Annotated in this window: 24 protein-coding genes; 3 read left to right on the forward strand and 21 right to left on the reverse strand. The window is 48.8% G+C overall.

Annotation, left to right across the window (positions count from 1 at the left end; translation table 11 throughout):
- Positions 1-86: 86 nt before the first annotated feature.
- The 7 genes from JJQ72_RS03325 to pdhA form a co-directional block, all read right to left on the reverse strand.
- A complete protein-coding gene (locus tag JJQ72_RS03325) occupies positions 87-1,574 on the reverse strand; it encodes a glutamate synthase subunit beta (protein ID WP_138225769.1) in 1,488 nt (495 codons plus the stop codon).
- A gap of 311 nt (positions 1,575-1,885) precedes the next feature.
- Entirely contained in the window at positions 1,886-2,383 is a 498-nt protein-coding gene (locus JJQ72_RS03330) for a dihydrofolate reductase (protein ID WP_208202763.1), read from the reverse strand.
- A 59-nt stretch (positions 2,384-2,442) separates the two neighbouring features.
- The gene (gene thyA, locus JJQ72_RS03335; protein ID WP_208202764.1) at positions 2,443-3,237 is read right to left on the reverse strand and encodes a thymidylate synthase; all 795 of its coding nucleotides are present in this window, start codon (positions 3,235-3,237) and stop codon (positions 2,443-2,445) included.
- A 184-nt stretch (positions 3,238-3,421) separates the two neighbouring features.
- Positions 3,422-4,843, reverse strand: coding sequence for a dihydrolipoyl dehydrogenase (gene lpdA / locus JJQ72_RS03340; RefSeq protein WP_138225766.1), 1,422 nt, complete (start codon positions 4,841-4,843; stop codon positions 3,422-3,424).
- 3 nt (positions 4,844-4,846) lie between these two features.
- Complete coding sequence (locus tag JJQ72_RS03345; protein WP_138225765.1) at positions 4,847-6,172, reverse strand: dihydrolipoamide acetyltransferase family protein; 1,326 nt, start codon at positions 6,170-6,172, stop codon at positions 4,847-4,849.
- Positions 6,173-6,201: 29 nt separating this feature from the next.
- Complete coding sequence (locus tag JJQ72_RS03350) at positions 6,202-7,179, reverse strand: alpha-ketoacid dehydrogenase subunit beta (RefSeq protein WP_208202765.1); 978 nt, start codon at positions 7,177-7,179, stop codon at positions 6,202-6,204.
- Between the two features lie 82 nt (positions 7,180-7,261).
- Positions 7,262-8,329 (reverse strand): pyruvate dehydrogenase (acetyl-transferring) E1 component subunit alpha, encoded by a 1,068-nt coding sequence (gene pdhA / locus JJQ72_RS03355; RefSeq protein ID WP_138227734.1) that lies wholly within the window; start codon positions 8,327-8,329, stop codon positions 7,262-7,264.
- A gap of 255 nt (positions 8,330-8,584) precedes the next feature.
- Between pdhA and JJQ72_RS03360 the strand changes: the two genes are divergently transcribed.
- On the forward strand, positions 8,585-9,313 hold the full coding sequence (locus tag JJQ72_RS03360) for an alpha/beta hydrolase (protein ID WP_208202766.1): 729 nt from the start codon (positions 8,585-8,587) through the stop codon (positions 9,311-9,313).
- A 167-nt stretch (positions 9,314-9,480) separates the two neighbouring features.
- Here JJQ72_RS03360 and JJQ72_RS03365 read toward each other — a convergent pair whose 3' ends face one another.
- Both JJQ72_RS03365 and JJQ72_RS03370 read right to left on the reverse strand, forming a co-directional pair.
- On the reverse strand, positions 9,481-9,945 hold the full coding sequence (locus JJQ72_RS03365) for a low molecular weight protein-tyrosine-phosphatase (RefSeq protein WP_138225762.1): 465 nt from the start codon (positions 9,943-9,945) through the stop codon (positions 9,481-9,483).
- Between the two features lie 56 nt (positions 9,946-10,001).
- Positions 10,002-10,640, reverse strand: coding sequence for a trimeric intracellular cation channel family protein (locus JJQ72_RS03370; RefSeq protein ID WP_138227733.1), 639 nt, complete (start codon positions 10,638-10,640; stop codon positions 10,002-10,004).
- A gap of 152 nt (positions 10,641-10,792) precedes the next feature.
- Between JJQ72_RS03370 and JJQ72_RS03375 the strand changes: the two genes are divergently transcribed.
- Together JJQ72_RS03375 and JJQ72_RS03380 are read left to right on the forward strand one after the other, a co-directional pair.
- Positions 10,793-11,437, forward strand: coding sequence for a thiamine diphosphokinase (locus tag JJQ72_RS03375; protein WP_208202767.1), 645 nt, complete (start codon positions 10,793-10,795; stop codon positions 11,435-11,437).
- Between the two features lie 256 nt (positions 11,438-11,693).
- Positions 11,694-12,200, forward strand: a complete 507-nt coding sequence (locus JJQ72_RS03380; protein WP_208202768.1) for a C40 family peptidase — start codon at positions 11,694-11,696, stop codon at positions 12,198-12,200.
- 94 nt (positions 12,201-12,294) lie between these two features.
- On the opposite strand, the gene JJQ72_RS20705 is transcribed toward JJQ72_RS03380, so the two are convergent.
- The 12 genes from JJQ72_RS20705 to JJQ72_RS03440 all read right to left on the reverse strand — a co-directional run bounded on the left by JJQ72_RS20705 (position 12,295) and on the right by JJQ72_RS03440 (position 25,283).
- Positions 12,295-12,999 carry a response regulator transcription factor gene (locus JJQ72_RS20705; RefSeq protein WP_208202769.1) on the reverse strand — a complete coding sequence of 235 codons (705 nt, stop codon included), beginning with the start codon at positions 12,997-12,999 and terminating at the stop codon, positions 12,295-12,297.
- A 176-nt stretch (positions 13,000-13,175) separates the two neighbouring features.
- Positions 13,176-14,726 (reverse strand): ABC-F family ATP-binding cassette domain-containing protein, encoded by a 1,551-nt coding sequence (locus JJQ72_RS03390; RefSeq protein WP_138225758.1) that lies wholly within the window; start codon positions 14,724-14,726, stop codon positions 13,176-13,178.
- 117 nt (positions 14,727-14,843) lie between these two features.
- Positions 14,844-15,836, reverse strand: coding sequence for a hypothetical protein (locus tag JJQ72_RS03395; RefSeq protein ID WP_208202770.1), 993 nt, complete (start codon positions 15,834-15,836; stop codon positions 14,844-14,846).
- The gene (locus tag JJQ72_RS03400) at positions 15,823-16,371 is read right to left on the reverse strand and encodes a hypothetical protein (protein ID WP_208202771.1); all 549 of its coding nucleotides are present in this window, start codon (positions 16,369-16,371) and stop codon (positions 15,823-15,825) included. The genes JJQ72_RS03395 and JJQ72_RS03400 overlap by 14 nt, the downstream gene beginning before the upstream one ends.
- A 10-nt stretch (positions 16,372-16,381) precedes the next feature.
- Positions 16,382-16,738 carry a hypothetical protein gene (locus JJQ72_RS03405; protein WP_208202772.1) on the reverse strand — a complete coding sequence of 119 codons (357 nt, stop codon included), beginning with the start codon at positions 16,736-16,738 and terminating at the stop codon, positions 16,382-16,384.
- 51 nt (positions 16,739-16,789) lie between these two features.
- Entirely contained in the window at positions 16,790-17,248 is a 459-nt protein-coding gene (locus JJQ72_RS03410; protein ID WP_138225754.1) for an ABC transporter permease, read from the reverse strand.
- Between the two features lie 20 nt (positions 17,249-17,268).
- Positions 17,269-19,341, reverse strand: a complete 2,073-nt coding sequence (locus JJQ72_RS03415; RefSeq protein ID WP_243895843.1) for a hypothetical protein — start codon at positions 19,339-19,341, stop codon at positions 17,269-17,271.
- A complete protein-coding gene (locus tag JJQ72_RS03420) occupies positions 19,338-21,131 on the reverse strand; it encodes an ATPase, T2SS/T4P/T4SS family (RefSeq protein ID WP_208202774.1) in 1,794 nt (597 codons plus the stop codon). The genes JJQ72_RS03415 and JJQ72_RS03420 overlap by 4 nt, the downstream gene beginning before the upstream one ends.
- A complete protein-coding gene (locus JJQ72_RS03425; protein ID WP_208202775.1) occupies positions 21,131-21,964 on the reverse strand; it encodes a hypothetical protein in 834 nt (277 codons plus the stop codon). The genes JJQ72_RS03420 and JJQ72_RS03425 overlap by 1 nt, the downstream gene beginning before the upstream one ends.
- Positions 21,961-22,668 carry a hypothetical protein gene (locus tag JJQ72_RS03430; protein WP_208202776.1) on the reverse strand — a complete coding sequence of 236 codons (708 nt, stop codon included), beginning with the start codon at positions 22,666-22,668 and terminating at the stop codon, positions 21,961-21,963. The genes JJQ72_RS03425 and JJQ72_RS03430 overlap by 4 nt, the downstream gene beginning before the upstream one ends.
- A gap of 25 nt (positions 22,669-22,693) precedes the next feature.
- Entirely contained in the window at positions 22,694-23,782 is a 1,089-nt protein-coding gene (locus tag JJQ72_RS03435) for an SAF domain-containing protein (RefSeq protein WP_208202777.1), read from the reverse strand.
- Between the two features lie 19 nt (positions 23,783-23,801).
- Positions 23,802-25,283: a serine/threonine-protein kinase gene (locus tag JJQ72_RS03440; protein WP_243895844.1), complete on the reverse strand. Its 1,482-nt coding sequence runs from the start codon at positions 25,281-25,283 to the stop codon at positions 23,802-23,804.
- Positions 25,284-25,379 lie beyond the last annotated feature (96 nt).

Below are 25,379 nucleotides of genomic sequence, written 5' to 3' on the forward strand. Positions count from 1 at the left end.
ACTCCCGCTGGACTCTAAAAAAGGACTCCGCCCAGGCGAAGTCCTTCTCAACATGATATTTAATTATAGCATAGATGACAGAGTGATTAAACCAGCACCGTGCTGCCCATCAAAAACTTATCCACTTCACGGGCAGCCTCACGGCCCTCATTAATTGCCCATACAACCAAGCTCTGTCCCCGACGCATATCACCTGCTGCAAAAACCTTGTCAACGTTCGTTGTATATTTGCCGTATTTCGCTTTTACATTAGAGCGGCGGTCGGCTTCCAGACCGAGCTGATCCAGAATCGTAGATTCCGGTCCGTCAAAACCGATGGCAATAAACGCCTTCTGAGCCGGAAAAATCCGCTCTGTGCCCGGTACCGGCTGGTATACCTTACGTCCTGTTTCATCTACAATCCGTTCAATCTGAATCGTATGGAGCTCTTTCAGATTGCCTTCTTCATCCCCGACAAATTTCGTCGTCATAATGGAGAATTCACGCGGATCCTGTCCAAACATAGCCTTGGCTTCTTCGTGTGCATAATCCAGCGTGTACACGTTCGGGAATTGCGGCCACGGATTGTTCATGGTATCACGCTCTAATGGCGCTTTCTTGTGTGTACCGAACTGCGTAATGCTTCTGCAGCCGTGACGCAGAGCAGTAGCCACACAGTCAGAGCCTGTATCGCCGCCGCCAATCACGATTACATCCTGATCCTTAGCGGAGATATAATTGCCATCCTCCAGGTTGGAATCCAGATAGCTCTTGATTGTACCGTTGAGGTAATCCATCGCATAGTGAACACCCTTCAAGTCACTGCCTTCAATGTTGAACTGACGGGGCTTTGTGGCTCCGCCGCACAGGACAACCGCATCGTAATCATCCACCAGCTGCTGGGCAGGAATGTCCTTCCCAATCTCCGTGTTCACAATGAACTCTACACCCTCTGCAGCGAGAAGGTCCACACGGCGCTGAACAACTGCTTTATCCAGCTTCATAGATGGAATACCGTACATAAGCAGTCCTCCAACACGGTCAGAACGCTCGTAAACTGTAACGGTATGTCCAGCCTTATTCAGCTGCGCCGCCGCCGCCAGACCGGCAGGACCGGAGCCTACTACGGCAACACGGCGCCCTGTCCGCTTCTCCGGCGGCTCTGGAACTACCCAGCCCTCTTCAAAGCCTTTATCAATAATGGCCTGTTCAATGGTCTTAATTGTCACAGGCTGACCAATCAAGCCTACTGTACAAGAGCCTTCACAAGGCGCCGGACAGATTCGTCCCGTAAACTCCGGAAAATTGTTCGTCTTATGAAGACGCTCCAGCGCATCTCTCCACAAGCCGCGATAGACAAGATTATTCCACTCCGGAATCAGGTTGTGCACAGGACAGCCTGCCGTACCTCCAACCATGTCGATGCCCGTATGACAATATGGCGTTCCGCAATCCATACAGCGAGCTCCCTGGGTTTGAAGCTCTTCTTCTTCCATATGTTTGTGAAACTCTTCCCAGTCTTTAATCCGCTCCGCCGGTTCCCGATCTGCCGGCAGCTGACGGTTATATTCCATAAATCCAGTTGGTGTTGACATCCTGCTTTCCCCCATCCGTTCTAGTCATGCTGAGTCATTCGTGTGATTGTATTTTTAATCATATCATAAAATGTGAGCTATCTATCTGTGAAAGAAGGAATAAACCGTGAAAATCGCGATTTATTTTTTCTATGCCTGTTAAGAAAAACTTTTATCACCGCTTGTCCGCTGGCTTGTCAGCATCTTTACCGGTTCACAGTGTAAAAATATCGTAGCATTAGTTCTTTCTGCTGTTAAATGGATTATATGCATAATCATTTGTGTTTTCCTACAACCATCTCAGCACGAAGAGTCACCACAGGAAATCGTTTCTAGCTCTCAGCCCGCTCATAAATTGCAAATCGATAGCTGTACGGATTGTTCTCATCCATAATTCCGGCCTCATTGCTCACAAGCGTCCACTGACTCCAATCAACCTCGGGGAAATACGTGTCTCCCTCAAAATCTTCTTCAATAAATGTTACATACAATCGATCCGCTTTTGGCAGCATCTGCTTGTAGATTTGAGATCCGCCAATAACCATAAGCTCCTGATCCTGAGAATAAGGCATCGCCTCCTCTAAATCATGAAGGATGTGCACCTCTTCAAAAGGAACCGAATAATTATGATCTCCGGTCACTACTAAATGGCGACGCTGAGGCAGCGGCCGGCCACCGAACGACTCCCACGTTTTTCTGCCCATGAGAATCGTTTTTTGCAGTGTCATTTTCTTAAAGTAGGCCAGATCCCGCGGCAAACGCCAAGGGATGTCATTGTCCCTGCCGATCACTCCGTTTCGGCCCATAGCCCAAATCATTGAAATGCTCATCCTTTAAAGACGCTCCTTTGCCTTAAATTACGCTCAGACCTGCTACAGTAGAGATATCGTTAAATGGCGACGGTTGCCTTAATTGTCGGATGATGCTCGTAATTCTGGAATTCAAAATCTTCAAATTCGTACTGAAAAATACTGTCTGGCTTGCGCTTGATCAAGAGCTGCGGCGGAGCATATGGCTCTCTTTCCAGCTGGGTTTTTACCTGTTCCAAGTGGTTGGAGTAGATATGAACATCACCGCCGGACCAGATGAATTCTCCAGGCTCTAAATCGCATTGCTGAGCGACCATGTGCGTCAATAATGCATAGCTCGCAATGTTAAAGGGCAGTCCCAGAAACGTATCCACGGATCTCATCGTCAGCATGCAGGATAGCTTCCCGCCGGCTACATAGAATTGAAAGACGAAATGGCATGGCGGCAGCTTCATTTGCTCAATCTCCGCGACATTCCATGCACTTACAATATGCCGGCGAGAGTCTGGGTTCTGTCGGATGGATTCAATCACATTCGCAATCTGATCAATCTGTCGACCGTCCGGCGCTTCCCAATGACGCCACTGTGAGCCGTATACAGGCCCAAGCTCGCCTTGCTCGTCTGCCCATTCGTCCCAGATCCGCACCTTATTTTCCTTCAGATAACGGATATTCGTGTCTCCGCTCAGGAACCATAGCAGCTCGTGGACGACAGATTTTAGATGGATACGCTTTGTTGTTACCAGTGGAAAGCCTTCAGCGAGATTAAAGCGAAGCTGGCGACCAAATACGGACAAGGTTCCCGTACCGGTGCGGTCCTCTTTTTCCACTCCATGATCTAGAATATCCTGTAATAATTCCAGGTAACTTTTCAACCGGATTCCCACCTTATATCTCTTTTAATTTAGCTTCTCTCATTTAGTTTATGTGATCCATGTATTCCTATCAAGTGAAATCAAGTGGAACTTTGACCACAAGCTAACCAGGTGAAAAAGAAAAAACCGGCAGAGTCCTAATGGAGTCCGCCGGCCATTTTATCATGAAAGTGATATGAATTCTTTATTTGCGCGGTGCCATGGCGTGAATTGGATGACCGAGCACCAGCTCAGCGCCTTCCGCAACGATTTCGCCAAGCGTAGGATGTGCATGAATGGTCAGGGCGATATCTTCCAGGGTAGCTCCCATTTCGATAGCAAGACCAAGCTCAGCAATCAGATTGGAAGCTTCGATCCCGGCAATATGAGCGCCCAGCACCAAACCGGTATCTTCATCAGCAACAATCTTCACGAAGCCTTCAGGGCTGTTCAGGGACAGGGCTCGGCCGTTACCCGCAAACGGGAACTTCCCGGACTTCGGCTTGTAGCCTTGCTCTTTAGCCTGTGCTTCTGTCAAGCCTACGCTGGAGCATTCCGGATCTGTAAACGCAACGGCGGGTACACATTTGTAGTCTACTACGGATGGAAGACCGGAAATCGCTTCAGCAGCTACTTTACCTTCATAAGAAGCTTTGTGCGCCAATGCAGGACCTGGCACGATATCACCAATCGCAAAGATATGCGGATGGTTGGTACGTCCCTGGTGATCCACCTTGATCAGACCGCGGTCTGTCATTTCAATATCGATCAGATCCAGACCGAGCTCACCGTCGGTGTTCGGACGGCGTCCAACGGTTACAAGCAGATAATCTGCAGTGATTTCTTTGTTCTCACCGTTGACAGTGTACTTCACAGTGACGTCTTTATCCGTCTGCTCCGCACTTTCAGCTTTAGCATTCGTAATAATTTCAACGCCGGTTTTTTGCATGTTCTTAGCAACCAGCTTCGTCATATCAGGATCAAATCCGTTCAGGATCGAGTCCAGACCTTCCAGGATCGTAACCTTCGTGCCGAATTTGGAGAACATTTGACCCAGCTCAGCGCCGATGTAGCCACCGCCGATTACAACGAGGCTCTTCGGCAGCTCTTGCAGCTCCAGAGCTTCCGTGGAAGACATAATGCGTCCACCGAACGGGAATGCTTTCAGCTCAATCGGACGGGAGCCGGTAGCAATGATACAGTTTTTGAAACGATAACGTGGAGATTCATGCTCATTGAATACACGAGCTTCGTTTTCATTAATGAACATGCACTCGCCGTTGAATATTTCAACCTTGTTGCCCTTAAGCAGCGCGCCAACTCCGCCGGTCAGCTTCTTGACCACACCGCTCTTGAACTCTTGAGTCTTGGCAAAGTCAACCGTCACGTCACCAACCTGAACACCGAAAGCATCTGCATGCTTCGCGGATTCAAAGCTGTGTGCCGCAGAGATCAGTGCTTTTGAAGGAATACATCCTCTGTTCAAGCACACGCCGCCAACCTCAGCCTTGTCCACAATCAGAACTTTTTGGCCCAGCTGGGCCGCACGAATTGCCGCCACATAGCCGCCGGGACCAGCACCAATAACTAATGTATCAATATCCAGAGAAGCGTCTCCTACTACCATGTGTTACACCTCCATCACAAGCAGCTCAGGGTTAGCGAGCAGTTGTTTAATGTAATTCATAAAGTTTTGGGCAGTTGCTCCATCAATAATACGGTGGTCAAAGCTCAGGGAAAGAGCCATGACAGGTGCAGCTACAATTTCTCCGTTCTTCACAACCGGCTTCTCGGAAATCCGGCCTGTACCCAGAATAGCAACCTCAGGGAAATTGATAATCGGAGTAAAGAACATACCGCCAGCAGATCCAATGTTCGTGATGGAGATGGTCGAGCCTCTCATTTCATTAGGGCTCAGCTTGCCATCACGACCACGGCTTGCCAGATCACGGATGCTGTCCGCGATCATCCAGATGCTCTTACGATCCGCGTCCTTAATTACAGGAACGATCAAACCGCTGTCTGTATCTGTTGCAATTCCGATGTTGTAGTACTTCTTGTACACAATTTCATTGGACTCTTCGTCGATCATGGCATTCAGGGCCGGGAACTGACGGCATGCCGCTACCAATGCCTTCACGATGAATGGCAGGTAGGTTACCTTCGTACCCTTCTTCTCAGCAATCGGCTTCATCCGGGTGCGGAATGCAACCAGCTCGGTAACGTCCACTTCATCCATGATGGTTACGTGAGGTGCAGTATAGGCTGACTTCACCATTGCGTTTGAAATTGCCTTGCGAATCCCTTTGAACGGAACGCGCTCTTCTTCAGCACGTGCATCGGAAGGAGCCGCCGCTGCAGGTACTGCCGCTTCAGCCGCTTCTTCTACTGGAGCAGCCTCAGCCTTCTGGGCAGGAGCTTGACCTCCGCCGTTCTTGAACGCTTCTACATCCTCGCGGGTAATCTTGCCGTTGTTGCCGGAACCGGATACCTGCGACAGGTCTACGCCCTGTTCCCGTGCAAATTTACGTACGCTTGGGGTAGCAAGCACGTCTTTGTTCGGTGCTGCAGGTGCAGATGACTCCGCTCCACCTTGCTTCGAATCGGCAGGCGCATCCGCTGCTGGGGAGGAATCGGTATCCACTCCGCCTTGGGAAGCGTCAACCTCTTGAGCGGATTGTTCATTTTCCTGGACTTCCTGTTCAGGAATTTCACCCTCCGCATCAATGATGGCAACCACTTCACCTACACGGCATACCTGACCGTCCTTGGCAAATACCTCCTGAACCGTACCATTTACGGGACAAGGAACTTCAACGACGGCCTTGTCGTTCTGCACTTCCATGATGATGTCGTCGTCTGTTACTTTGTCACCCGGCTTGATGTGCATTTTGATGATTTCACCTTCATGCAGACCTTCGCCCAGCTCGGGGAAACGATATTCGAATTTTGCCAACTGTATAACCTCCCTAGATAATTCTGCGATTAAAATTCCATAACTTTCTTGACCGCCGCTGCAATACGGGCAGGCGTCGGCAGCCAGGCATCCTCAACCTGGGCAAAAGGATATACCGTATCCGGAGCAGCTACCCGAAGGACAGGAGCTTCCAGATGCAGAATAGCTCTTTCATTGATCTGAGCGATAACCTCAGCAGCTACGCCGGCAGACTTTTGAGCTTCCTGCACAACAATCGCACGGTTCGTTTTCTTCACAGAGTTTACGATCGTATCAATGTCGATCGGAGATACGGTGCGCAGGTCGATAATCTCAGCTTTAATGCCCTGCTTCTCCAGCTCATCTGCAGCCTTCGTCGCGGTATGAACCATCATGCCATAAGCGATAATAGTCACATCAGAGCCCTCACGCACAATATTAGCCTTGCCGATCTCAACGGTATATTCACCCTCCGGCACTTCAGCACGGAATGCATGATACAGATTCAAATGCTCCATGAAAAAGACCGGGTCGTTATCACGGATCGCCGCAATCATCAGTCCCTTGGCATCATAAGGATTGGAAGGAACTACGACTTTAATACCCGGGGATTGTGTAATCAAACCCTCCAGCGCATCGGTGTGAAGCTCAGCTGCTTTAACACCGCCGCCAAAAGGAGTACGGAATACGATTGGGGACGTATATTTGCCGCCGGAACGGTAACGCATCCGGGCAGCTTGAACCAGAATCTGATCCAATGCTTCAAAAATAAATCCGACGAACTGAATCTCAGCGATCGGGCGGAAGCCCTGAATACCGAGACCGACAGCCATACCGCCAATTGCGGATTCAGCCAGCGGTGTATCAAATACGCGCTCCTCACCGAACTCCTTCTGCAGGCCTTCCGTTACCCGGAAAACACCGCCTACATTACCCACGTCCTCACCGAAGATGACAACGTTAGGGTCACGGTTCAATTCGACGCGCATAGCGTCGCGAATCGCTTCTTTCATGTTCATTTGTGCCATTGCTTCATTTCCTCCTTAGACATTACAAGTCACATCAGGTTGACAGTACCGTATTTATAGCGCAGCCGAGAGCTGCATAATCTTATTGGAAATCAGCCTTTTGCTCTTCCAGGTGCTTCGGTGTTTGCTCGAACATGCTGTCGATCAGGCCCGAAACCGTCATTTTCTCGGTCTTCTCCGCCTTCTTGATCTGTTCATTCACCGTTGCCTTCGCTTCTTCCTTCACACGAGCCGTATCTTCTTCTGACCAAAGTCCCTTCTTCTCCAGGAATTTAGCCATACGAACGATCGGATCTTTCGCGTTCCACTCTGCTTCTTCTTCTTTGCTCCGATACTTCGAAGCATCGTCAGACATGGAGTGAGGACGGAAACGGTAAGTGACAGCCTCGATCAGCGTCGCACCTTCACCGTTGCGGCCGCGCTCAGCAGCGTCACGAACAGCCTTAATGACAGCCAGCACGTCCATACCGTCTACCTTAACACCCTTGATGCCGGCAGCTACAGCCTTGTGCGCGATGGACAATGCAGCCGTCTGTTTAGAGAACGGAGTTGTGATAGCATAGCCGTTGTTTTGAACGAAGAAAATGGTTGGAAGCTTATATACGCCTGCAAAGTTCAAGCCCTCGTAGAAGTCGCCTTCAGAGGAGCCGCCATCACCGGTATAAGTAATAACAACCTGCTTCTGTTTCTTCAGCTTATAGCCCATGGCAATCCCCATAGCATGCAGAATCTGTGCGCCGATAATGATCTGCGGCATCAGAACGTTTACGCCATCTGGAATCTGGCCGCCATGCTGATGTCCACGGGAGTACAGAAATGCTTGGTAAAGCGGGAGTCCATGCCAGACGATCTGCGGCATATCACGGTAGCCCGGACATACAAAATCTTCTTTATCCAGAGCGTACACACTGCCGACCATCGTAGCTTCTTGACCGGATACAGGCGCGTAAAACCCGAGACGTCCTTGGCGGCCGAGGTTAACGGCGCGGTCATCCCAGGTGCGGGTAAATACCATGCGGTACATAATTTCCTTCAACTGCTCATCGGTAAGCTCAGGCATCAGATCCTGGTTTACAATCTCGCCTTCCGGAGAAAGTACGGATAGCGCTTCAACTTCCTCGGAATATACTTCGTAAGGAACCTTGGTCATTTTTTTCACCTCAATAAATATTTGAATATCAAGTTCCGCTGTTATAGAATTATTATACACCTGTTTCACTATGTTCGTCAAAGAATTACTGAACAAAAGTGAATTTAATTCACTTTGTATATGTAACAGGTTAAGATAATTAGTATAACAGTTTAACAGGTAACGGGGTTTCCATTTCTTTTTTCCTGGCTGCAGGTTAATCTTAACTTATTGTGGACATCTTTTCAAAAACTTACCCTCGAAAGGTGACGAAATATGACAGACCGTTCTTTATTGAAGCGTACCATTGTCAAAGAAGAAATTCAGAGCGCTCATTTAAAGGAATCCAGAGCCCTGCGGATTTATCTGCCTCCAGGCTATGATCCCAAGCTCAGCTACCGTGCTGTCTACTGCCAGGATGGCGAGGAATTTTTCAATTTCGGGCGAATCGCAACCTGGGCTAACCAGCTTATACTTGAAGAAGGAATTGAGCCATTCATCATTGTCGGCGTGGAAGTGAATACGAAAGTCCGGACCGAGGAGTATGCGCCATTTGGCAACCGGTTTGACCATTATTTGTCGTGCTTCGCCGAAGAAATTGTTCCCTATATAGAAGGGAAATATCCTGTGCGGCCCGAGCCCTCTCAGCGTGTGCTTGCCGGAGACTCACTCGGAGGCAGCGTGTCACTGCATCTCGCGCTTTCCTATCCCGAGCTCTTTCAACAAATTATCAGCTTGTCCGGCGCCTACTACGAGCAGACGCAGCATCATACGGCACTCGAAACCGATCTATCCTGGCTGAATATCTTTATGATTGTCGGACTGCAGGAGGACAGCTACACCACGGATACGGGCGTATACAATTTTGTTGAGCTCAATCGGAACACGCGGGATTTATTAGAGGAACGGGGTGCTACAGTCCATTATGAAGAGAAGGACGGCCGTCATATTTGGGGCTTTTGGCAGCAGGAGCTGCCGGCGGCTTTGAAATACTTCCTTCAATAAAGGCTCCACTATACAAATCCTTGCAAAAAAGATGAACAGCGTGCGCATTCTTTCTCAATGTGCCTTGTTCATCTTTTTTTAGTAGCTGATGCTCTCAACTTATTCATGATTCCGCTTTCAATAAGAACTAATGAGGAATGCTGCCGCATCCCTTTACACGAACATGATTATAACTTTTCATTCACAATTCTGTCCAGCAATACATCACAGCCTGAATCGATCAGGCGATAAACCTCTTCAAAGTTTCCTGTAAAGTACGGGTCTGGCACTTCTCTCAGCTTCTCTTCCGGAAGCAGGTCCATAAATTTGAGAATGTCCGCCTCCGAACCTCCAGGCAGAGCGCTAAGATTCTCGGCGTTTGTGTTATCCATTGCAATAACATAATCAAAGTCGGACAAGTCCTCATGCTGCACCTGCCTTGCACTCATGCCCTCATAGCTGATTCTCCAGCTGTCCAGCAGCTTGCGCGTGCCCTCATGAGGTATTTTGCCGATATGCCAATCTCCTGTTCCAGCTGAATCTACTTCAATCTGCTCACTCAGTCCTCTTTGATTCACCTTGTGACGGAACACGGCCTCCGCCATGGGCGAGCGGCAAATGTTCCCGAGACATACGAATAGCACTGTGATCATGGTCCTCATCCTTTCTTTCATTATTACTGATTACCCTCTCAAGCTTTATTCCAAAGCTAAGCGGCTGTATCCTTACCGGTCGGTGCCGATTCTGCCTGAAGCAGCCTTCTTGGCAAGCGCCATTTGTAATGTACAGAAAGCATACGAAACACAATAACGAGCAGAAATAACAGCAGCAGCTGCCATGTGGACTGGGTCAGTCCCAGGCCGATGGCTGCTCCCGCGGCCATCGCCCAGACGGCATAAATCTCATCTCGAAGCACGAGCGGCTTGCGTCCTGCAAGCAGGTCGCGGATAATTCCGCCGCCAATTCCGGTCAAAGCCGCGGCAACGACGACCGCACTAAGCGGATGATTCATTTGCGTGGCATAAATGCCGCCTTGTACCGCAAAGGCTGATAATCCAATAGCATCAAAAAGAGCCTCGGTCCGCTTCCAATGCTTGATCCAAGCCATCGGCAGCACAAAAGCAACAAAAACTGAAATGATGGCCAGCAGAATAAGATCACCTTGGCTCCATAAGGTCGTAACTGGAACCCCGATTAATACATTTCGGACCACACCGCCGCCAAAGGCAGTTACAAGGCCCAGCACCACGATCCCCAAAATGTCATAATCCTCTTCCATCGCTACAAATGCGCCGGACATCGCAAAAGCTACCGTACCGATAATGCTGAACCACTCAAAAACGTGCATGTCCAAAATCCTTCATCCCGCTTTCTCTCATCATCCTCACATCGCTCTTCCATTTTATCCGCCGCCGATTCAATTGTGCAAGATGAAAAACTTCTTTATACTGTATAATACGACAGCTTCCGATACATTGATCGTACATTGGAGGGTATAACATGAGCTCGGACCGAATTGTAATCGTCACCGGCGGCCAAATGTCTCCTGCTTTACTGGAGCACATTGAAGACGATGATTTTCTGATAGGCGCTGACCGCGGCGCTCTCTATTTAATTGAGCACGGCTTGACACCTCATATCGCTCTTGGTGATTTTGACTCTGTGACGAAAGAGGAAATGATGGTGATCCAGAAGAACAGCGGTGAGGTATGGAGCTGTGATCCCATCTCCAAGGATTTAACGGATACCGAGATGGCCTTCAACCTGGCTATTGACCGCAGCCCTAAACAGATTCTGATAATTGGAGGCACGGGAACCCGAATGGATCACACGCTTGCCAATATTCAGATGCTCGTTCGCGGGGTCCAGCATCACATCGACTGCTCCATCCTGGATCTGCATAATTTCATTACATTAACCGGCTCCTCTTGCTCGCTCGTGGATCGAGGCTATACCTACGTATCTATTTTACCAATTACTCATGAGGTCACTGGCATTCATTTAGAAGGGTTTCAGTATCCTCTTCACAATGCGACCGTTAAGCTCGGACAATCCCTCGGAATTAGCAACCGTTTCTTAGATAAGGTGGGACATGTCAGCATTGAGAGTGGTCTGCTGCTGATTATTCAGAGCAAGGACGCATAGTTATTACTTTTTTGTAACTTAATAAATTCATAGCCTCGTAGCTGCAACCCCTTGTTTGACAAGGGGTTGTGGCTCTTTTTATTTCTTTTACAATCATTATTTTTAAAGATTTGTAACTTTTAATCAACTTTTAATAAATCGCTATCAATACAGTCACAGCAAGCTTTTTACAGGTAAAGGAAAAATATGTATAGTTTCATATCTGTTATACTCGGTTCATCGGCAAAACAATAAACCCTTTGGAGGTAATTACAACATGAACAAACATACTTGGGTCAAAAAAGCGATTATTGTCAGCCTTAGCGCATCGGTGGGCTTTGGTACTCTGCTGGCAGCAGGTCCTGTCGGACAAGCTGAAGCGGCTGTAAGCTCCAGTTATTCCACGGCCAAGAAGGTCGTCAATTACGGCAAACAATTTATGGGTACTCCTTATAAATTTGGCGCTTCCACAAGCACAACTAGAGTGTTCGACTGCTCGTCTCTGATGAAGCATATTTTCAAAAAATACGGCGTTTACCTGCCGCGTACTTCTTCGGCTCAATCCAAGGTGGGTACCTACGTATCCAAATCCAACCTGCGGACAGGTGATCTGGTCTTCTTCTCCAGTGGCAGCCGCTCTACAGGCAAAAATGTGACGCATGTTGGCGTTTATATTGGCAGCGGCAAATTCCTTCACACGTACGGCAAGCCTGGCGTTATGGTTTCTTCCCTAACTTCAGGGCATTGGAGCAAGACATATGTGAAAGCACGCCGCGTGCTGTAAATCGAATTGGATTCATCGCCTTATAGGCTGTCTCTCCTGCAGTAAGCTGCTGGGAGGCGGCCTTTTCATATTTCAACCCATGTGGTCATTGGCGCTATGAAGTGACGGGGCTCTGAAGAAGGTATCCCGCTCCGCGCACCGTGCGTATTAGCTTCCACTTATGACCCTTGTCCATTTTCTCGCGCAAATGAAGAATGTACACATCAACCACATTTGTTCCTGTATGAAAATCAAAATTCCATACCTGTCCTAAGATATCCTCTCGTAAACAAACCTCGTCCTTCCGGATAGCCAAATATAGCAGAAGGTCATATTCTTTTCTTGTCAATTCAATGGTTTTTCCCGCTCGCTTGACATGGCGTGTTTGAGCATTAATGCATAAATCGCCAATCTTGATAAACCCATTATCATTGGCAGCAGCAGATGAGGCTTTGCTTCGAAACAACGTGATCATGTTCCGTACTCGCGCGATAAACTCTCTTTGATCTGCATATTCAAAGATATAGTCATTAGCTCCAGCTTCTAACGCATCCGCAGCCTCAACCGTACTGCCAGGTCCATAAATCACGATCGGGACTCCTTCCCTCAAGGCATGAAGCTCGTGGATCACCGCGATCAGATTCGCCTGCTCCTGCAAGCTGTCGAGAATGATTAAATCAACAGATGCTTGTGCAGCCTGGATGAACGCTGTGGACAGCTGCTGTGCAACAATGACTTCATATCCAGCTTCTTGAAGCCATTCTTCAATGCATAGCCTGCGCTCCGCGTGAGACACAATCCATAGCACCTCTCCCGTCACAGTGCGCACCGCCTTCTCATTTCATCTTGAACTCTCAATTCATAGCTTGCCAAGGAGCAAGGAGGCTTATGCTTTAAGCTTCAAGCTTCCACACGATATCATCCACTCTGAACTGATTGGTTATAAAGAAAAAACCACTCCGAAGAGTGGCTCAGCATATCTACAGCTTGATTATTCTAAGAACGATGAGACCAATCCTCAACATTCCAGGTCTTGGTGACCCAATCCTCATAGAACTCCGGCTCGTGAGAGACGAGCAGTACGGTGCCTTTATATTCCTTGAGCGCTCTTCTCAGCTCTTCTTTGGCCGCGACATCCAAATGATTGGTCGGCTCGTCAAACAAAATCCAGTTGCTCTCCCGCATCAGCAGCTTACACAATCTTACCTTCGCTTGTTCACCGCCGCTGAGCGCCTTCATCGGACGTGTAATGTGCTCATTCTTTAAACCGCAACGGGCTAGATGGGCACGAACCTCATGCTGATTCAGATGTGAAAACTCGTTCCAAACCTCATCTATTGGCGTCAGATTTCCGGCCCGAACCTCCTGCTCGAAATAAGCCGGCTCAAGAAAATCACCTTGATAGGTCTTGCCGCTGAAGGGCTTGATCTTACCCAAAATCGTCTTAAGCAGAGTTGACTTACCGACGCCGTTGCAGCCAACAATTGCAATTTTCTCGCCGCGCTCAATCGTAATCGACATCTTAGGAAGCAGCGGACGATCGTAGCCGATCTCAAAATCAATGCCTTCAAAGACGGTCTTGCCGCTTGCTCGGGATTCTTTAAACTGGAACACCGGCTTGGCCGCTTCCTCCGGACGATCAATGCGCTCCAGACGATTCAGCTGCTTCTCCCGGCTCTTGGCACGGCCTGAGGTTGAGTATCTCGCCTTATTTCGCTGAATAAAATCTTCTTGCTTCTTAATGAACTCCTGCTGCTTCTCATAAGCGTCAATGTGCTGATTCTTGTTGATATCCGCCATTTCCAGGAATTTCTCGTAATTCGCCGTGTATCTTGTCAGCTTCGCAAATTCCAAATGATAAATCACATTGACAACCTGATTCATAAATTCAGTATCATGAGAAATAAGTATGAACGCGTACGGATAATCCTTCAAATATTGAGTCAGCCATTCGATGTGCTCTACATCCAGATAGTTCGTTGGCTCGTCCAGCAGCAGCACATTCGGCTTCTCAAGCAGCAGCTTGGCCAGCAGAACCTTCGTACGCTGCCCGCCGCTCAGGCTTGCCACATCGCGATCAAGTCCTATTACGGACAGCCCGAGGCCATTTGCCATTTCCTCGACCTTTACATCAAGCAAGTAGAAGTCGCCAATCTCCAGCTGCTCCTGTATTTCACCCATCTGCTCCAGCAACAGCTCCAGCTCTTCCGGAGATGCCTCACCCATGCGGTCGGTGATCTTCATCATCTCTTGCTCCAGCTCCAGCAGCGGCAGAAATGCGTCCTTCAAGACGTCGCGGATGGTCTTGCCCGGCGTCAGCTTGGTATGCTGATCCAGGTAGCCGTAGCGCAGCTTTGGCGTCCATTCTACTTTACCGCTGTCCTTCAGCAGCTGGCCTGTTAAAATGTTCATCAACGTCGATTTACCGACGCCGTTGGCACCTACCAGCCCGACATGTTCACCGGCCAGCAGACGGAAGGAAACATTTTTGAATAGTACACGATCTCCGAAATTATGGGATACGTCTTCAACAGTCAATAAGCTCATATCTTTAGGTAACTCCTGTCTATATGGAATAAGCCCTTGAATAGCGGGCAATGTATCGGCTCGCAATCAAGAATTTATTGTATCACAGAGAGAAGCTAAGCTGAAACTGTATTTTTGTCAAGGAATGATAGAAGAGGTACAATCCACTTCCTTGTAGCCTGCCTTTGCAGCCGCTTTTCGAGAGAAGAATACCTCTTGAGGTGAATAGGGGACAATGCAGCTGTCCCTGTAAAACAGCCTTTGGCCATAAACAGGATCACTCGTACCGAAATATACAGGCTTCTTGATCAGTCTTCCGCCTCCGAATGCATAATTGTTGAAGTAGCCGCTCCCGAGCGGCAATCCTTGAATAAAAGCCATCACACCGATATCATCGATCGTATTCAGCCAATCCTCCTCGGAAAGAAGCGGAAGTGTAAACTGATACGTGATCCCATAGGATCTCGCTGCCTCATTATGTCTGGCGATTAAGGAAGCTAGACAGCTTTGCAGAGTATGAACAATCGTAGTACGGCGAACAGCTTCGAATTGAACAGAATCATTCAGCAATGGGATGCTGCTCTGACCAAGCAGCTCATCCTGCATGCCTTCGTATAAAATGCCGCTGCCGGCCTGATATGCCTTCACCTGACGATCAAGCGTAAATTGAATATAATTGCCGTGATCATCCGTATACGCAAAAGGAATTTTGCTAGACCAAACCTGTTTAAGCAGGGTCTCGCCTGCAGCAGATGGAATTAACTCTGTAGAGTAAATGTAAAACCCGTCATCATCTATAACTGCAACGGCAGGAATATACGTCCAAAGCGCACCCTGAGCCAATACATCCTCATGAATGCCGAAATTTCTGTACAAGGTTTGACTAAATGTATCTAAGGCTTTCTCTTTATTAATCTTCAGAGTTTTAAGTGACTCGTAGCCAGCTTCATACTGTGGCTCCGCATTGTCATGGAGCATGTAGCCAGCATCTTGAACAGCAGCTTTCAAGGCAGCATTGTATTTCATTTCTAGATAAGCTGTCTCTTCCAGCTCATGTCCCTGGAGACTCAGGCCAAGAAAAAAAGGGGCAAACACAGCAGTGAACAAAATTGCAAAATCAGTAATCTTCATTCAGCACCACCCCGCCATAATGGTATCCGGGTTCAGCGTCAGAGGATGCTCCAAATATGAAGTTGGAAAGAAGGCCATAGGGACTGCTGCTGCTTCTGTATACCTGAATCGAGAAACGATCCCCGGATGTCAATTTGTAGGTGCGTTCAGGAGCGTCCAGATCCATTACCTGATTCGGGAACAGGACGCCAAGTATTTCCTCGTTATAATAGCCATCATACACCACGGCAAAAGACTGGAGAAAGGTTCCGGGGTCTGCCGGGTCACCATATTCCGGGTGATACCTCTTGTGCTCATGCTCCAGCTCCACTTGCATAGCGCCTCCTGAATTCGACAGCTCCTGCAGAAAATCATTGTACATTCCCGGTGTTACATACCCCTTCGTCCTGACATGGTCCACAAACTTTACAGTGGTCTGCATAATCATCAGCCGCGACAAATCCTCCTGTCTCCGCGCCCCCTCCCATGCGGGCACCATATACAGGAGAAGCACCGCCAGCAAAGCGGCGAACCATTTGGTTAATGAATTTACCATGGCTTTCTCCTTATTCCTTACTCAATTTGATCAGCTTAACCCTGCCCTCAGCGTCGTACTCATACTCAGTCTCATACATGGCATTATCAGCTAGATTCTGGAGAATCACTGGGGAGGCTGCTTGTCTGCCAGAGACAAAGCTATGTCCTTCGAGCTCAATCAGGCAAGCTTCTTCGGCATGCGTCAGCATATAATATACCTGTGCACTGGTTAACTTCAATAAGGCTGATCGTGGTGCTCCAGCGTCATGGATCTCATAGGCGGTAAGATTGTTCTTTTGCATAAACTTGGCTTCATAATAAGACTTTTGCGTTGTACCAATTTCCTGCTGAAGATTGAAGGCCAGGCTGCAGGCAGCGATAAACATAGCGGCGTAAGCAGCCACCTCCAGCATACCAAGGGTCTGGTTAGTCATCACTTATTGAGCAAAAATAATGCCCCGGATCACATTGGAATGATCCTTGACAATCGTCGCTTTAAATTTCCCGCTCGGGTTCACATACTCCGCACTTCGTTCATTCCAGGTTTCCGTAATGACACCTTGTCTAATATCCGGTGAATCGACAGAGCCATCGTTTCGAAGCACATTACCGTACCACTGTCCGCCCGGGTTCTTTCCTGTCATAATCATAATGCCGAACTGATCCTTATCTTTATATTTACGCAGCGCATTTGTCACCTGTGACCCGCTGATCGTGGTCCCGTCATATACGGTAAATGCAGCCTGAGAGAGCTCGGTCTGGATGTCCGAGAAATTGTTCTGCGCTGTCTTCGTGGCTTCCTGGGCTGAAATAAACAAAATGACAACAATCGTGATCAAGGCAATCGTTAAAAAAATACCAGCCGCTACTTTTAAAGCCGATGAAGCATTATTCATAGGTATCGTCCTCTCAAAATTTAAATGTTTTGAATTTGTTCGTAATAATCATTCATCTGGGCAAAGCTCATCCCGATCAAAGGGATAACCAGATAAAGAAACACTAATGCATACATCGGTGCAAAGCCGATCATCCGGCCCCACGCTGCCTTGGTTTCGATCATGACCTCATACTCTTGTCGGCGCTGCTCAAACATAAAGCTCATTTCCCCGTCCAGGTCATCAAAAGCTTCAGAGATCGACACCTTCTCTTCGGCGAGCAGCAGCTTGTCCACCAGCCGGCGAAAATCAGCAAACCATACTTCGTCCCTCAGCTCATGCAGCGCAAGCTCGGCACCATGCTCGTAATGCAGCACGGCCTTTTGGATTGGAATTTTGAAAATCACGCTGAACCGGCTGAGCCACTCCAGCAATTCCTCGACCGAAATCCGCTTCATATCCCGGAGCACTGATATGACGGTGTATAGCTGATACACCTCGTGCTTCATCTCCATTCTTCGAACCTTGCGATGAAAGTAAAGCAGCCCTAGCGGAAAATAAGCACCGGCGTAGCCTGCGGCGGCGGCAAGAAGAACCTCCCACCATTTCAAATATTCATGCTGATACCGATTCAGCTTATCCTGTACTCTCATTGCGGTCTCTCGCAGCTGGTCTTTGCTCCATCGTCCTTCTGACGCCTTAGAAATCCAGTCAATGAGCTGGTCTGCCTCCACTTTGTCGTTACCTAGCATGGCGGCCATAATTTCCGAATCACTGACTCTGATAGTGTTCACGGAAAGAGTGACCTCCGGATTCCCCCGTCCGAACCAGCCTGCCTCTACAGACTGACCATGGAGAAGCTGATGCTTTGCAAATAGATGAAGAGATATAAATATGACCAGCATACTAAAGGTTATTCCCAGAGCTAAGAGAAGCCGCCTTAAATAGAACACTTCCAAATGAATACGGCGGCTGCTGTCTTTTAAGAGCCCAGTACGCTGTTCATATTTAGGTGTTCCAGGAGAAGGGAGCAAGGCGATCACTATTCGGTAAACGATCACATTTCGGAGCAGGCTGGCACCCCAATTTTTTTTTCGAAACCCGACTTTAACCTCTTCTTCATCATTCAAGTACAATTTTTGAAGCAGAATATAGGCAGCTAAAATAACAACGTATACGGATAGCTTGGTCAGAATACCGAGCTTGCTCATATAAAAGACATCCATAGCCGGAAAGCTGGCTCGAGCCCATTGCTCAATGGGAGAGGTGAAAAATACCGGAACCAGCGCAATAGCATGCAGGCCTTTCAGCAGGTAATCAAGGCGTTGTCTTTTCAAAATATCTAGATGCAGCTCTTTAGTCAGGCTGCTTAATCCCTTCAAAAATACGGAATGGCTCTTATCCTCGTGATCTCCAAGCTCAAGCACTAAATGCGAAATACCCGCGAAAGCCTGAATATACCGATTCGGTGAGGTATTGTATATATGATTGAGCTCTTCCTCTGCATCCCGGGAAATTAATGCCTGATGTATGCGGTGTCCATGGATAGAAATTTCATGACCTGAGGTCGTTGCTGCTTCGTAGATCGCTTCTTCCACCATACCGTGCTGCTGGTAATGATGCCTGACTGAGGAGAACAGCTCTACCGTTTGATGCATCAGCTTCAGCTCCAGGCGGTGGAGAAATAAATCAATCATTAAATGATGGATAATGACCGCAGCCAGCACTGAAGTTATGATAAAGACCGGACCGGGATTATGCATGAACAGTAAGGCTCCGGAGAGAGTAGACGCCGTAATGACAAGTAGAATAAGCTTCATCGTCTCGTATCTTAAAGCAACCTCGTCATACGGATGAAGCAGCTTGATCTTCCTTCGGATCCTTCTTACATAGTTAGAGATCCCAGGGATGTTGATCGCAGCAAGATACAAGGATTGCAGCCATTGCTTCAGCTTGAGCCTAACATCCTTCAGAGAGCCGCCCGGTCCCAACGTCTTGCTGTTCATGCCATATAGCGCCTCATAGCGGCGCTGAATACGGACAGAAGCTATCGTCAGAATAACGCAGATGACAAGAGAGCATACCAAAATGCCGATTAGCAGCTGCTGGCTCAAGCGGATTCCCCCCATGCATCCAGCACAAAAGCCCTGAACGCCTCAAGATCCTGTGGCTGCATTTGCTGCTCCATATCCTGAATAGAGCGCCGCGACAGCGGATTCATCGCATAATAGGCTCCATCGCGATACTCCAGCACATTACGGGATGACCCTGCTTTTACTATACCGTGGGTGTCCGGCTCACCGGGAAGACATTCTGTCACCCGTTCAATAAACCGACGGCCATCATGGGTGCGCTTCAGATGAACGTCAAAGTGAACCACCTGAACCACCTGCTCCTCCGCCAGCTGCTCCTGCTGGAATATGCCGCACTTTAGCAGGGAATTGCGCAGCGATAAGATTAAATCAGGGAATGTCTTGGCATGATGAGTGAACACGGTAAACAAGCTCGCTACCTGTGACATCTGAATCATCCATGCTGCAACCTCATCGCTGGCAACCTCCCCGAGAATGTTGACCGTGCCATCTGTCTTTTTCTGCAAGTCCAGGCCCTGCTGTCCTGAGATATGAGCTGTCTCCCGGAAGCTCAAGATATTTCGCCGGCTGTACAGCTTGCGCAGCTGCAGCTCAAAGGACATCTCCTGCACCCGAATGGGATAGGTCGCGTAAATATGCTGAATCATAGCCATGAGCAATGTTGTTTTACCAGAGCCCTGCGATCCGGTGACCGCTGTGATTCGGCTGCCCTTCATTAGAAACGCTAGCAGCTTTACCGCCATCTCCGCATTATCACCCTGAATCAATTGCGCAAGCGTAGCCTTCTGGACATCAAACTTCCGTACGAAGAAAGCCCAGCCCTCTGAGAAAGGTGGACGAACGACAACAACTCTGGAGCCGTCCTTCATTTCATTGACTTTGTAGCCTACTGCCTCGGTTAGCTGACCGGGATGGTTGAATTTATAAATGTTCTGACATACCCGGCGCAGCTCATTAGGCTGATCAAAAGACAGAAAGCTTAAATGGATAGATACACCTTTGTAGAACAGCCAGATACTCTCCCGCTCCGTGGACATCGGGATCTCATCCAAACGATAAGAATCCTGAATCGGACTCTGCAGCAGTCTGCCGACTACACCGCTTACACCTCCACTGATTCCATCAATACGCTGCTCTCGAAGCTCATCAATGACCGAAAAGCCTTTGTAATGCTGATATAACCGCTGTACAATGAGATCCAGCTTCTCACCTGCCGTCAGCATTCGTATTTCATGCTCGTAAATCAAATCAATATCTGCAGCAATGACTGCGTAGACAGGGTCCTCCCCATAACCCTCCAGCACTCTCGGGACTGCTAATTCATATTTCTCCAGCAATCTGGAAAGTGCGTCATCCTGATGCTCTTGCTTGAATAGAAAAAGGATAATATCGAATTTGTCTGCTGAGGTTAGCTGTTCGTGATGATCGAATGGAATGATCAAGTTCATAGCCTGCTCGTCCAGGCGCAGTTTGGTTCTTAACAGCTCACGGATAAAAGATTTAACATACTGCTTGTCAGAAATATCACCGGTTACGCAGCCTTTCAGCGCCCTTTTGAGCTCATTTTGCTTATTCAGCCTTTTACGGTACTCTACATCGTGGAGTCCCAGGTCTGCCAGCTGTCCATGAGTCAGCTGATGAAGCTGCTCTTTCACTCCATCCGTCAATGAATCCAGCGTATATGTGGCGGCCCCCTGTTCAGGTGTACGGCTCTTGAATGTTTTGGAAGAAACACGAATGAACATGTAAATCAAGAGCAGCACAATGACCGCCGCCATCGCCAGAGCGTTTCGTAACCACTCCCCATGCATCAAGCACCCTTCCCTTCTGCGGCGGCACCCGGCAGACCCAGCTGTTTAGCGACATGTGCAGCTATGACTGTCACAGCTTCTCCGAATGGTGTACGGCTTCTCCGCATCACACCACCACTCCGAAGCATTGCTGCTAGCAGGCTTCTAGAATTCCAGGCATCCTGTATTTCCGTACAGTAGGGTATGGTGCCAGCCCACGATTTCACTCCATACCTGCGCTTCATATTTAGCAATGAGGCGTGACTTGAAGCATCGTATTTACCTGTAACGAAACAATACTGTTTGACATGCTCAACCATTGCCGGAAGCTGATCTCTAAAGCACTGATCGATCGCATGAAGGTTTTGGTTCAGTCCAATAATTAACAAATCAGATCTTGATATAAGCTCCATGTCTAAAGCATTCGGCAAGCCATTACCAGCATCGGCTATGACAACATCATAACCACCCAGCGCCGCTGTAAGGATGCCGCTGTATTGCAATAATTGAATCGCTCCGTAAGAGCCCGATTCCCCATCCTGATCGCCCCTGATCAGATCCAGCTTGCCCGGTATTAATGAGGCGGTGTAATCCTTAATGTTCCGTGAATCCAGTCGGCCGCTTAGGTACATTCGCTGAAGTGCCCTCATACCTGAGTCCTCTTCTTCAGTCCTAAAGCCCTCTAGCTTATTAAATGGCAGCAAGCCTGCTTCAACCCTGTCACCTAAAGCACCACCATGCAGCAGCAAGCAGCTGGATGGATAGGCTGTACAGAGCATCGCCGGCAGGCAAGCAGCCAGGATCGTACTCCCGCTGCCACTTGGCAACGGACTCCAAACGGTAATCAAGCTCATGCTCTTCTCCTTTCCGCCTGCTTGAATGCTTTATGAATATGGTGATCCTCCATATCGCTCAATCTTTGAATAAATTGAGCTAATGCCCGCTTGTATCTGCGGCTTAGCGGCTTGATTCGCAGCCGGGAGGTGTGCTCGTTATCAATTTTTAGTGCTGCTGCGGTCTCATCCCAGGGAATGCGGATTGGATCAGCCAGCCAGTGCACTGACACCTGGCTCATAATGCTTGTAATATAGGAATCTGCAGTTCTATCTTCGATAACGTTTAAATACAGCTGGTGAAAGGCGATTTCGCTGCTCCATGCGCTGCTTCTTGAGAGCTCGTTCAGCCACCGTTGATCGCTCAACAGATTGGTAAGGCTGAAGCTGCTGCACCATACGCATGCGTCCGCCTCCTTCCAACGATGATCTAGAATATAATCTAAACTTCCAACATCCCATAGCCAATAATCATATGCTTCTTCCTCCGAGTGGTTCAGCCAAGTCATCAGATCCTCCCCGTGCCGGAAGTAACACGCAACATCAAAGCCGCTAAATTCATAAATGCCTTGATCTTGCCCTGCCGCCCCAATGTGATGGGCATAATTGTGTTGGAAAGTCCCGTCTACCAGGAGCACCCGATAACCGCTGCAGCTAAGCACTTTAGCCATATAGAGCAGAAAATCGTTTTTTTCACTCACACCTGCAAATATCCATGTTTTCACAACAATAAGTCCTCCTTAGCTTCATTTATGGAGCTGAAAATATCAGATCAGCTTCCTTCTCCGTAGAACCGGAGGCTTGCCCTTCATGAGGGGCTCCCAGTATACGACTAGACTCAGTTTCCTGATCTGCACGCTCCTGCATGAACTCATTACTCGGCAGAGTACCCGTTCCTAAATCAGGCTGCGACGGTCCACCCGCCGGAATCCAGGTAGCAAAATCCTGAGTCCCGCTGCTACCGCCGTCATGTCTGATACTAGAGCTGCTGCCAAAACTACTGCCGTAGCTGTTCGGGCTGTCACCTGTATTCAGCGGTGCCAGATCCTTCTCCAGAGCCTGCCTTATAGAGACTTCTAAAGCTCTCTCCGCTGCCCTAATAATGTTAGGGTCACTTCTAATGAGAGAATTCACTTTTACGTTAGGCGGGTAATTGGGAATGGCCCGATCCTGAATTCCAGGCTCAACGTAGGTCAGAGCGTACAGCGAGGCACCATTCAGATAGGCATCCACCATCGCACTGGATAGCAGTAAGATCTCTTCTTCATTCAACGTCGTCCAAAAAGCAGGCGCAGCCAAGCGATCCACTTTTTTCTTGGCAAGAACGATAAAATCCTGTCCCGTCGGAAATTGAATACGAATGTCTATCTGATCCTGCAGCTTGAGGTTGCTGGGCAGCCACACCGATTTCAGCTCCCGGTGCCGGAGATCATCGGGTGTCATCTCCTGATCAAACAGCATAGACAGCGTGATGGGTGTTCCTTTCCGAAGCTCGATCTTGGCTCCTTTTCCCTGAAGCTCCTCCAGGGACGCCGGCACATTTTCAGGCAGCATTTCAGCCGGAACCTGAACCTGCTTCATCTTCTTCATACTTAGCAGCTCTCCTGCAGGAACATCCTGATCCGGCACCCACAAGGTCTTCATGCCTTGTCCGCCGGCCGAAGCCAAAACTTGCAGTTCCTCAATCTGATCCAAATATTGCTGCTTCTCCTCACGATACTGGCTTTGGAAATGATCTTGCGCAAAATATAAGCCTCCCGCAGCGAAAAAAGCAGTAACCCCGGCGCCAGTCAGCCCCGCTAGCAGCAGCCTTCGGTTTCGGGCAGTTAATATTGGCATGTGCTGAATCTACCTCCTTCTAATGCATCCATCGTTTTGCAAATGAGAACCACGGCCTTCTGATCCCTGCAGGAATAACCGCAGCATAGATTTGATCCATAGCCTGACGGGTAGTGTCTGTATATTGAAAAGGGTCCTTCAACAATGGCAGAGGTACGACCTGGCTTCCTCCCAGCTTTCTGCTCATTCTCTCTGCTTCACCTTCATCTGAACAAGGAAGCGCATAGACCCTTCCGGGCTGGCTGTAGCGAGACAATGCTTGAGTTACAGCCTGCACATCCTTCCAGCGCCATTCTGCTGAGGGACAGACCACAACCGGAATCTGCGCCCGGAAAAATTCCTCCAGCCTATCGCTGTCACGGTAAGCTCCAAGATCGAGCACAACGGCATCATAGCTCCCTGCAAGAAGTGAAATGATGTCACTTCTTGCCGCCTGCCTCCAGTAATCGATACCTTGAATGACAAACTTGCGTTCGTGCTGCCTGGATGCATCCACTGCAATTTCTTGAATTTGCTTAAACGCTGTTGATTTGAGTCCCATTTCTACAATTGCTACCCGCTTGAAGCTCTTCGCCAAATAATGTGCCATCATAATGCAGCAGTGTGTCACTCCGATTCCGGGAGCAGCACCCAGTACAGCAGTCACCAGGCTCCCGGAGAATGAAGAGAAACGGCCGGAAGAGGAGCCGCCTCCCCCGGAGTGCTGGCTTTCCCTCAGAACTCGAAGCACCTCTGCAGCAGACTGGTAGCGATCCTGCGGCTGTTGCTCTAATAGCCGGCGAACCATGGAGACCATCTCTGGGGGTGCACCTTCCCGGATAAAAGATTTGATTCCAGGTCTCCATTCACTCGCCCGCCCATTAGTAAGCATGTAAAGCAGCAGCGCGCCCAGACCGTACAAATCCGATCTCTCATCACTTTCCCCTCCGCCATATTGCTCGGGAGCCGCAAATCCGATCGTTCCTAGCTTGACGGTATCCTCGCCTTGAAGGCCTTTGTAGCTCCTGGCAATCCCGAAATCGACAAGTCTGATTAGATGGTCCGGAGTCAGCATAATATTCGATGGCTTCAGGTCGCGGTAGATGATAGCCGGCGTCTGCTGGTGCAGGTAACCCAGCACCTCCAGCAGTTGATTTGCAGCGGCAAAGATAAAGCTGTTGCTGACTTGACCACCCTCACCCCTAATAAACTGCTCCAGCGTTTGTCCATGGATATAATCCATAATCAAGTAGGCATATCCATCTGGATCCGGTTTGAAAAAATCTATGATCCCAGGCAGCATGGGGTGATTAAGTCCAATTAACACATCGGCCTCAGCCTGCACATGTCCTGCCTGCCCTTCTGCATGCAGGCTTTCCTTCACCGCCCATTGCTTCCCTGGCAGCTTGGCATCATCCGCTAGATACACATAGCCCATACCGCCTTCACCAATCCGGGTCAGTATTTCGTATCGTTCACCCAGCACAGAGCCTGGCCTAAGCTTACTTGGCTGTTTCAGCATTCTTCTCGCCCTTCCTAATTTCCTGACATGATTACGACATTACAAAAAAAAAGCACCCCGACTGTTCTCTGCAGTAACGCAGTGAACAGAGCAGGA

The organism is Paenibacillus sp. F411 (assembly GCF_017582705.1).
GTDB lineage: Bacteria > Bacillota > Bacilli > Paenibacillales > Paenibacillaceae > Paenibacillus_AQ > Paenibacillus_AQ algicola.

What these genes read in the sequence shown, in the direction of transcription:
- JJQ72_RS03325 (WP_138225769.1), bottom strand. Translation starts at nt 1,574, where the DNA reads ATGTCAACACCAACTGGATTTATGGAATATAACCGTCAGCTGCCGGCA.
- JJQ72_RS03330 (WP_208202763.1), bottom strand. Translation starts at nt 2,383, where the DNA reads ATGAGCATTTCAATGATTTGGGCTATGGGCCGAAACGGAGTGATCGGC.
- lpdA (WP_138225766.1), bottom strand. Translation starts at nt 4,843, where the DNA reads ATGGTAGTAGGAGACGCTTCTCTGGATATTGATACATTAGTTATTGGT.
- JJQ72_RS03350 (WP_208202765.1), bottom strand. Translation starts at nt 7,179, where the DNA reads ATGGCACAAATGAACATGAAAGAAGCGATTCGCGACGCTATGCGCGTC.
- pdhA (WP_138227734.1), bottom strand. Translation starts at nt 8,329, where the DNA reads ATGACCAAGGTTCCTTACGAAGTATATTCCGAGGAAGTTGAAGCGCTA.
- JJQ72_RS03360 (WP_208202766.1), top strand. Translation starts at nt 8,585, where the DNA reads ATGACAGACCGTTCTTTATTGAAGCGTACCATTGTCAAAGAAGAAATT.
- JJQ72_RS03365 (WP_138225762.1), bottom strand. Translation starts at nt 9,945, where the DNA reads ATGATCACAGTGCTATTCGTATGTCTCGGGAACATTTGCCGCTCGCCC.
- JJQ72_RS03370 (WP_138227733.1), bottom strand. Translation starts at nt 10,640, where the DNA reads ATGCACGTTTTTGAGTGGTTCAGCATTATCGGTACGGTAGCTTTTGCG.
- JJQ72_RS03375 (WP_208202767.1), top strand. Translation starts at nt 10,793, where the DNA reads ATGAGCTCGGACCGAATTGTAATCGTCACCGGCGGCCAAATGTCTCCT.
- JJQ72_RS03380 (WP_208202768.1), top strand. Translation starts at nt 11,694, where the DNA reads ATGAACAAACATACTTGGGTCAAAAAAGCGATTATTGTCAGCCTTAGC.
- JJQ72_RS03390 (WP_138225758.1), bottom strand. Translation starts at nt 14,726, where the DNA reads ATGAGCTTATTGACTGTTGAAGACGTATCCCATAATTTCGGAGATCGT.
- JJQ72_RS03395 (WP_208202770.1), bottom strand. Translation starts at nt 15,836, where the DNA reads ATGAAGATTACTGATTTTGCAATTTTGTTCACTGCTGTGTTTGCCCCT.
- JJQ72_RS03400 (WP_208202771.1), bottom strand. Translation starts at nt 16,371, where the DNA reads ATGGTAAATTCATTAACCAAATGGTTCGCCGCTTTGCTGGCGGTGCTT.
- JJQ72_RS03405 (WP_208202772.1), bottom strand. Translation starts at nt 16,738, where the DNA reads ATGTTTATCGCTGCCTGCAGCCTGGCCTTCAATCTTCAGCAGGAAATT.
- JJQ72_RS03410 (WP_138225754.1), bottom strand. Translation starts at nt 17,248, where the DNA reads ATGAATAATGCTTCATCGGCTTTAAAAGTAGCGGCTGGTATTTTTTTA.
- JJQ72_RS03420 (WP_208202774.1), bottom strand. Translation starts at nt 21,131, where the DNA reads ATGCATGGGGAGTGGTTACGAAACGCTCTGGCGATGGCGGCGGTCATT.
- JJQ72_RS03425 (WP_208202775.1), bottom strand. Translation starts at nt 21,964, where the DNA reads ATGAGCTTGATTACCGTTTGGAGTCCGTTGCCAAGTGGCAGCGGGAGT.
- JJQ72_RS03435 (WP_208202777.1), bottom strand. Translation starts at nt 23,782, where the DNA reads ATGCCAATATTAACTGCCCGAAACCGAAGGCTGCTGCTAGCGGGGCTG.
- JJQ72_RS03440 (WP_243895844.1), bottom strand. Translation starts at nt 25,283, where the DNA reads ATGCTGAAACAGCCAAGTAAGCTTAGGCCAGGCTCTGTGCTGGGTGAA.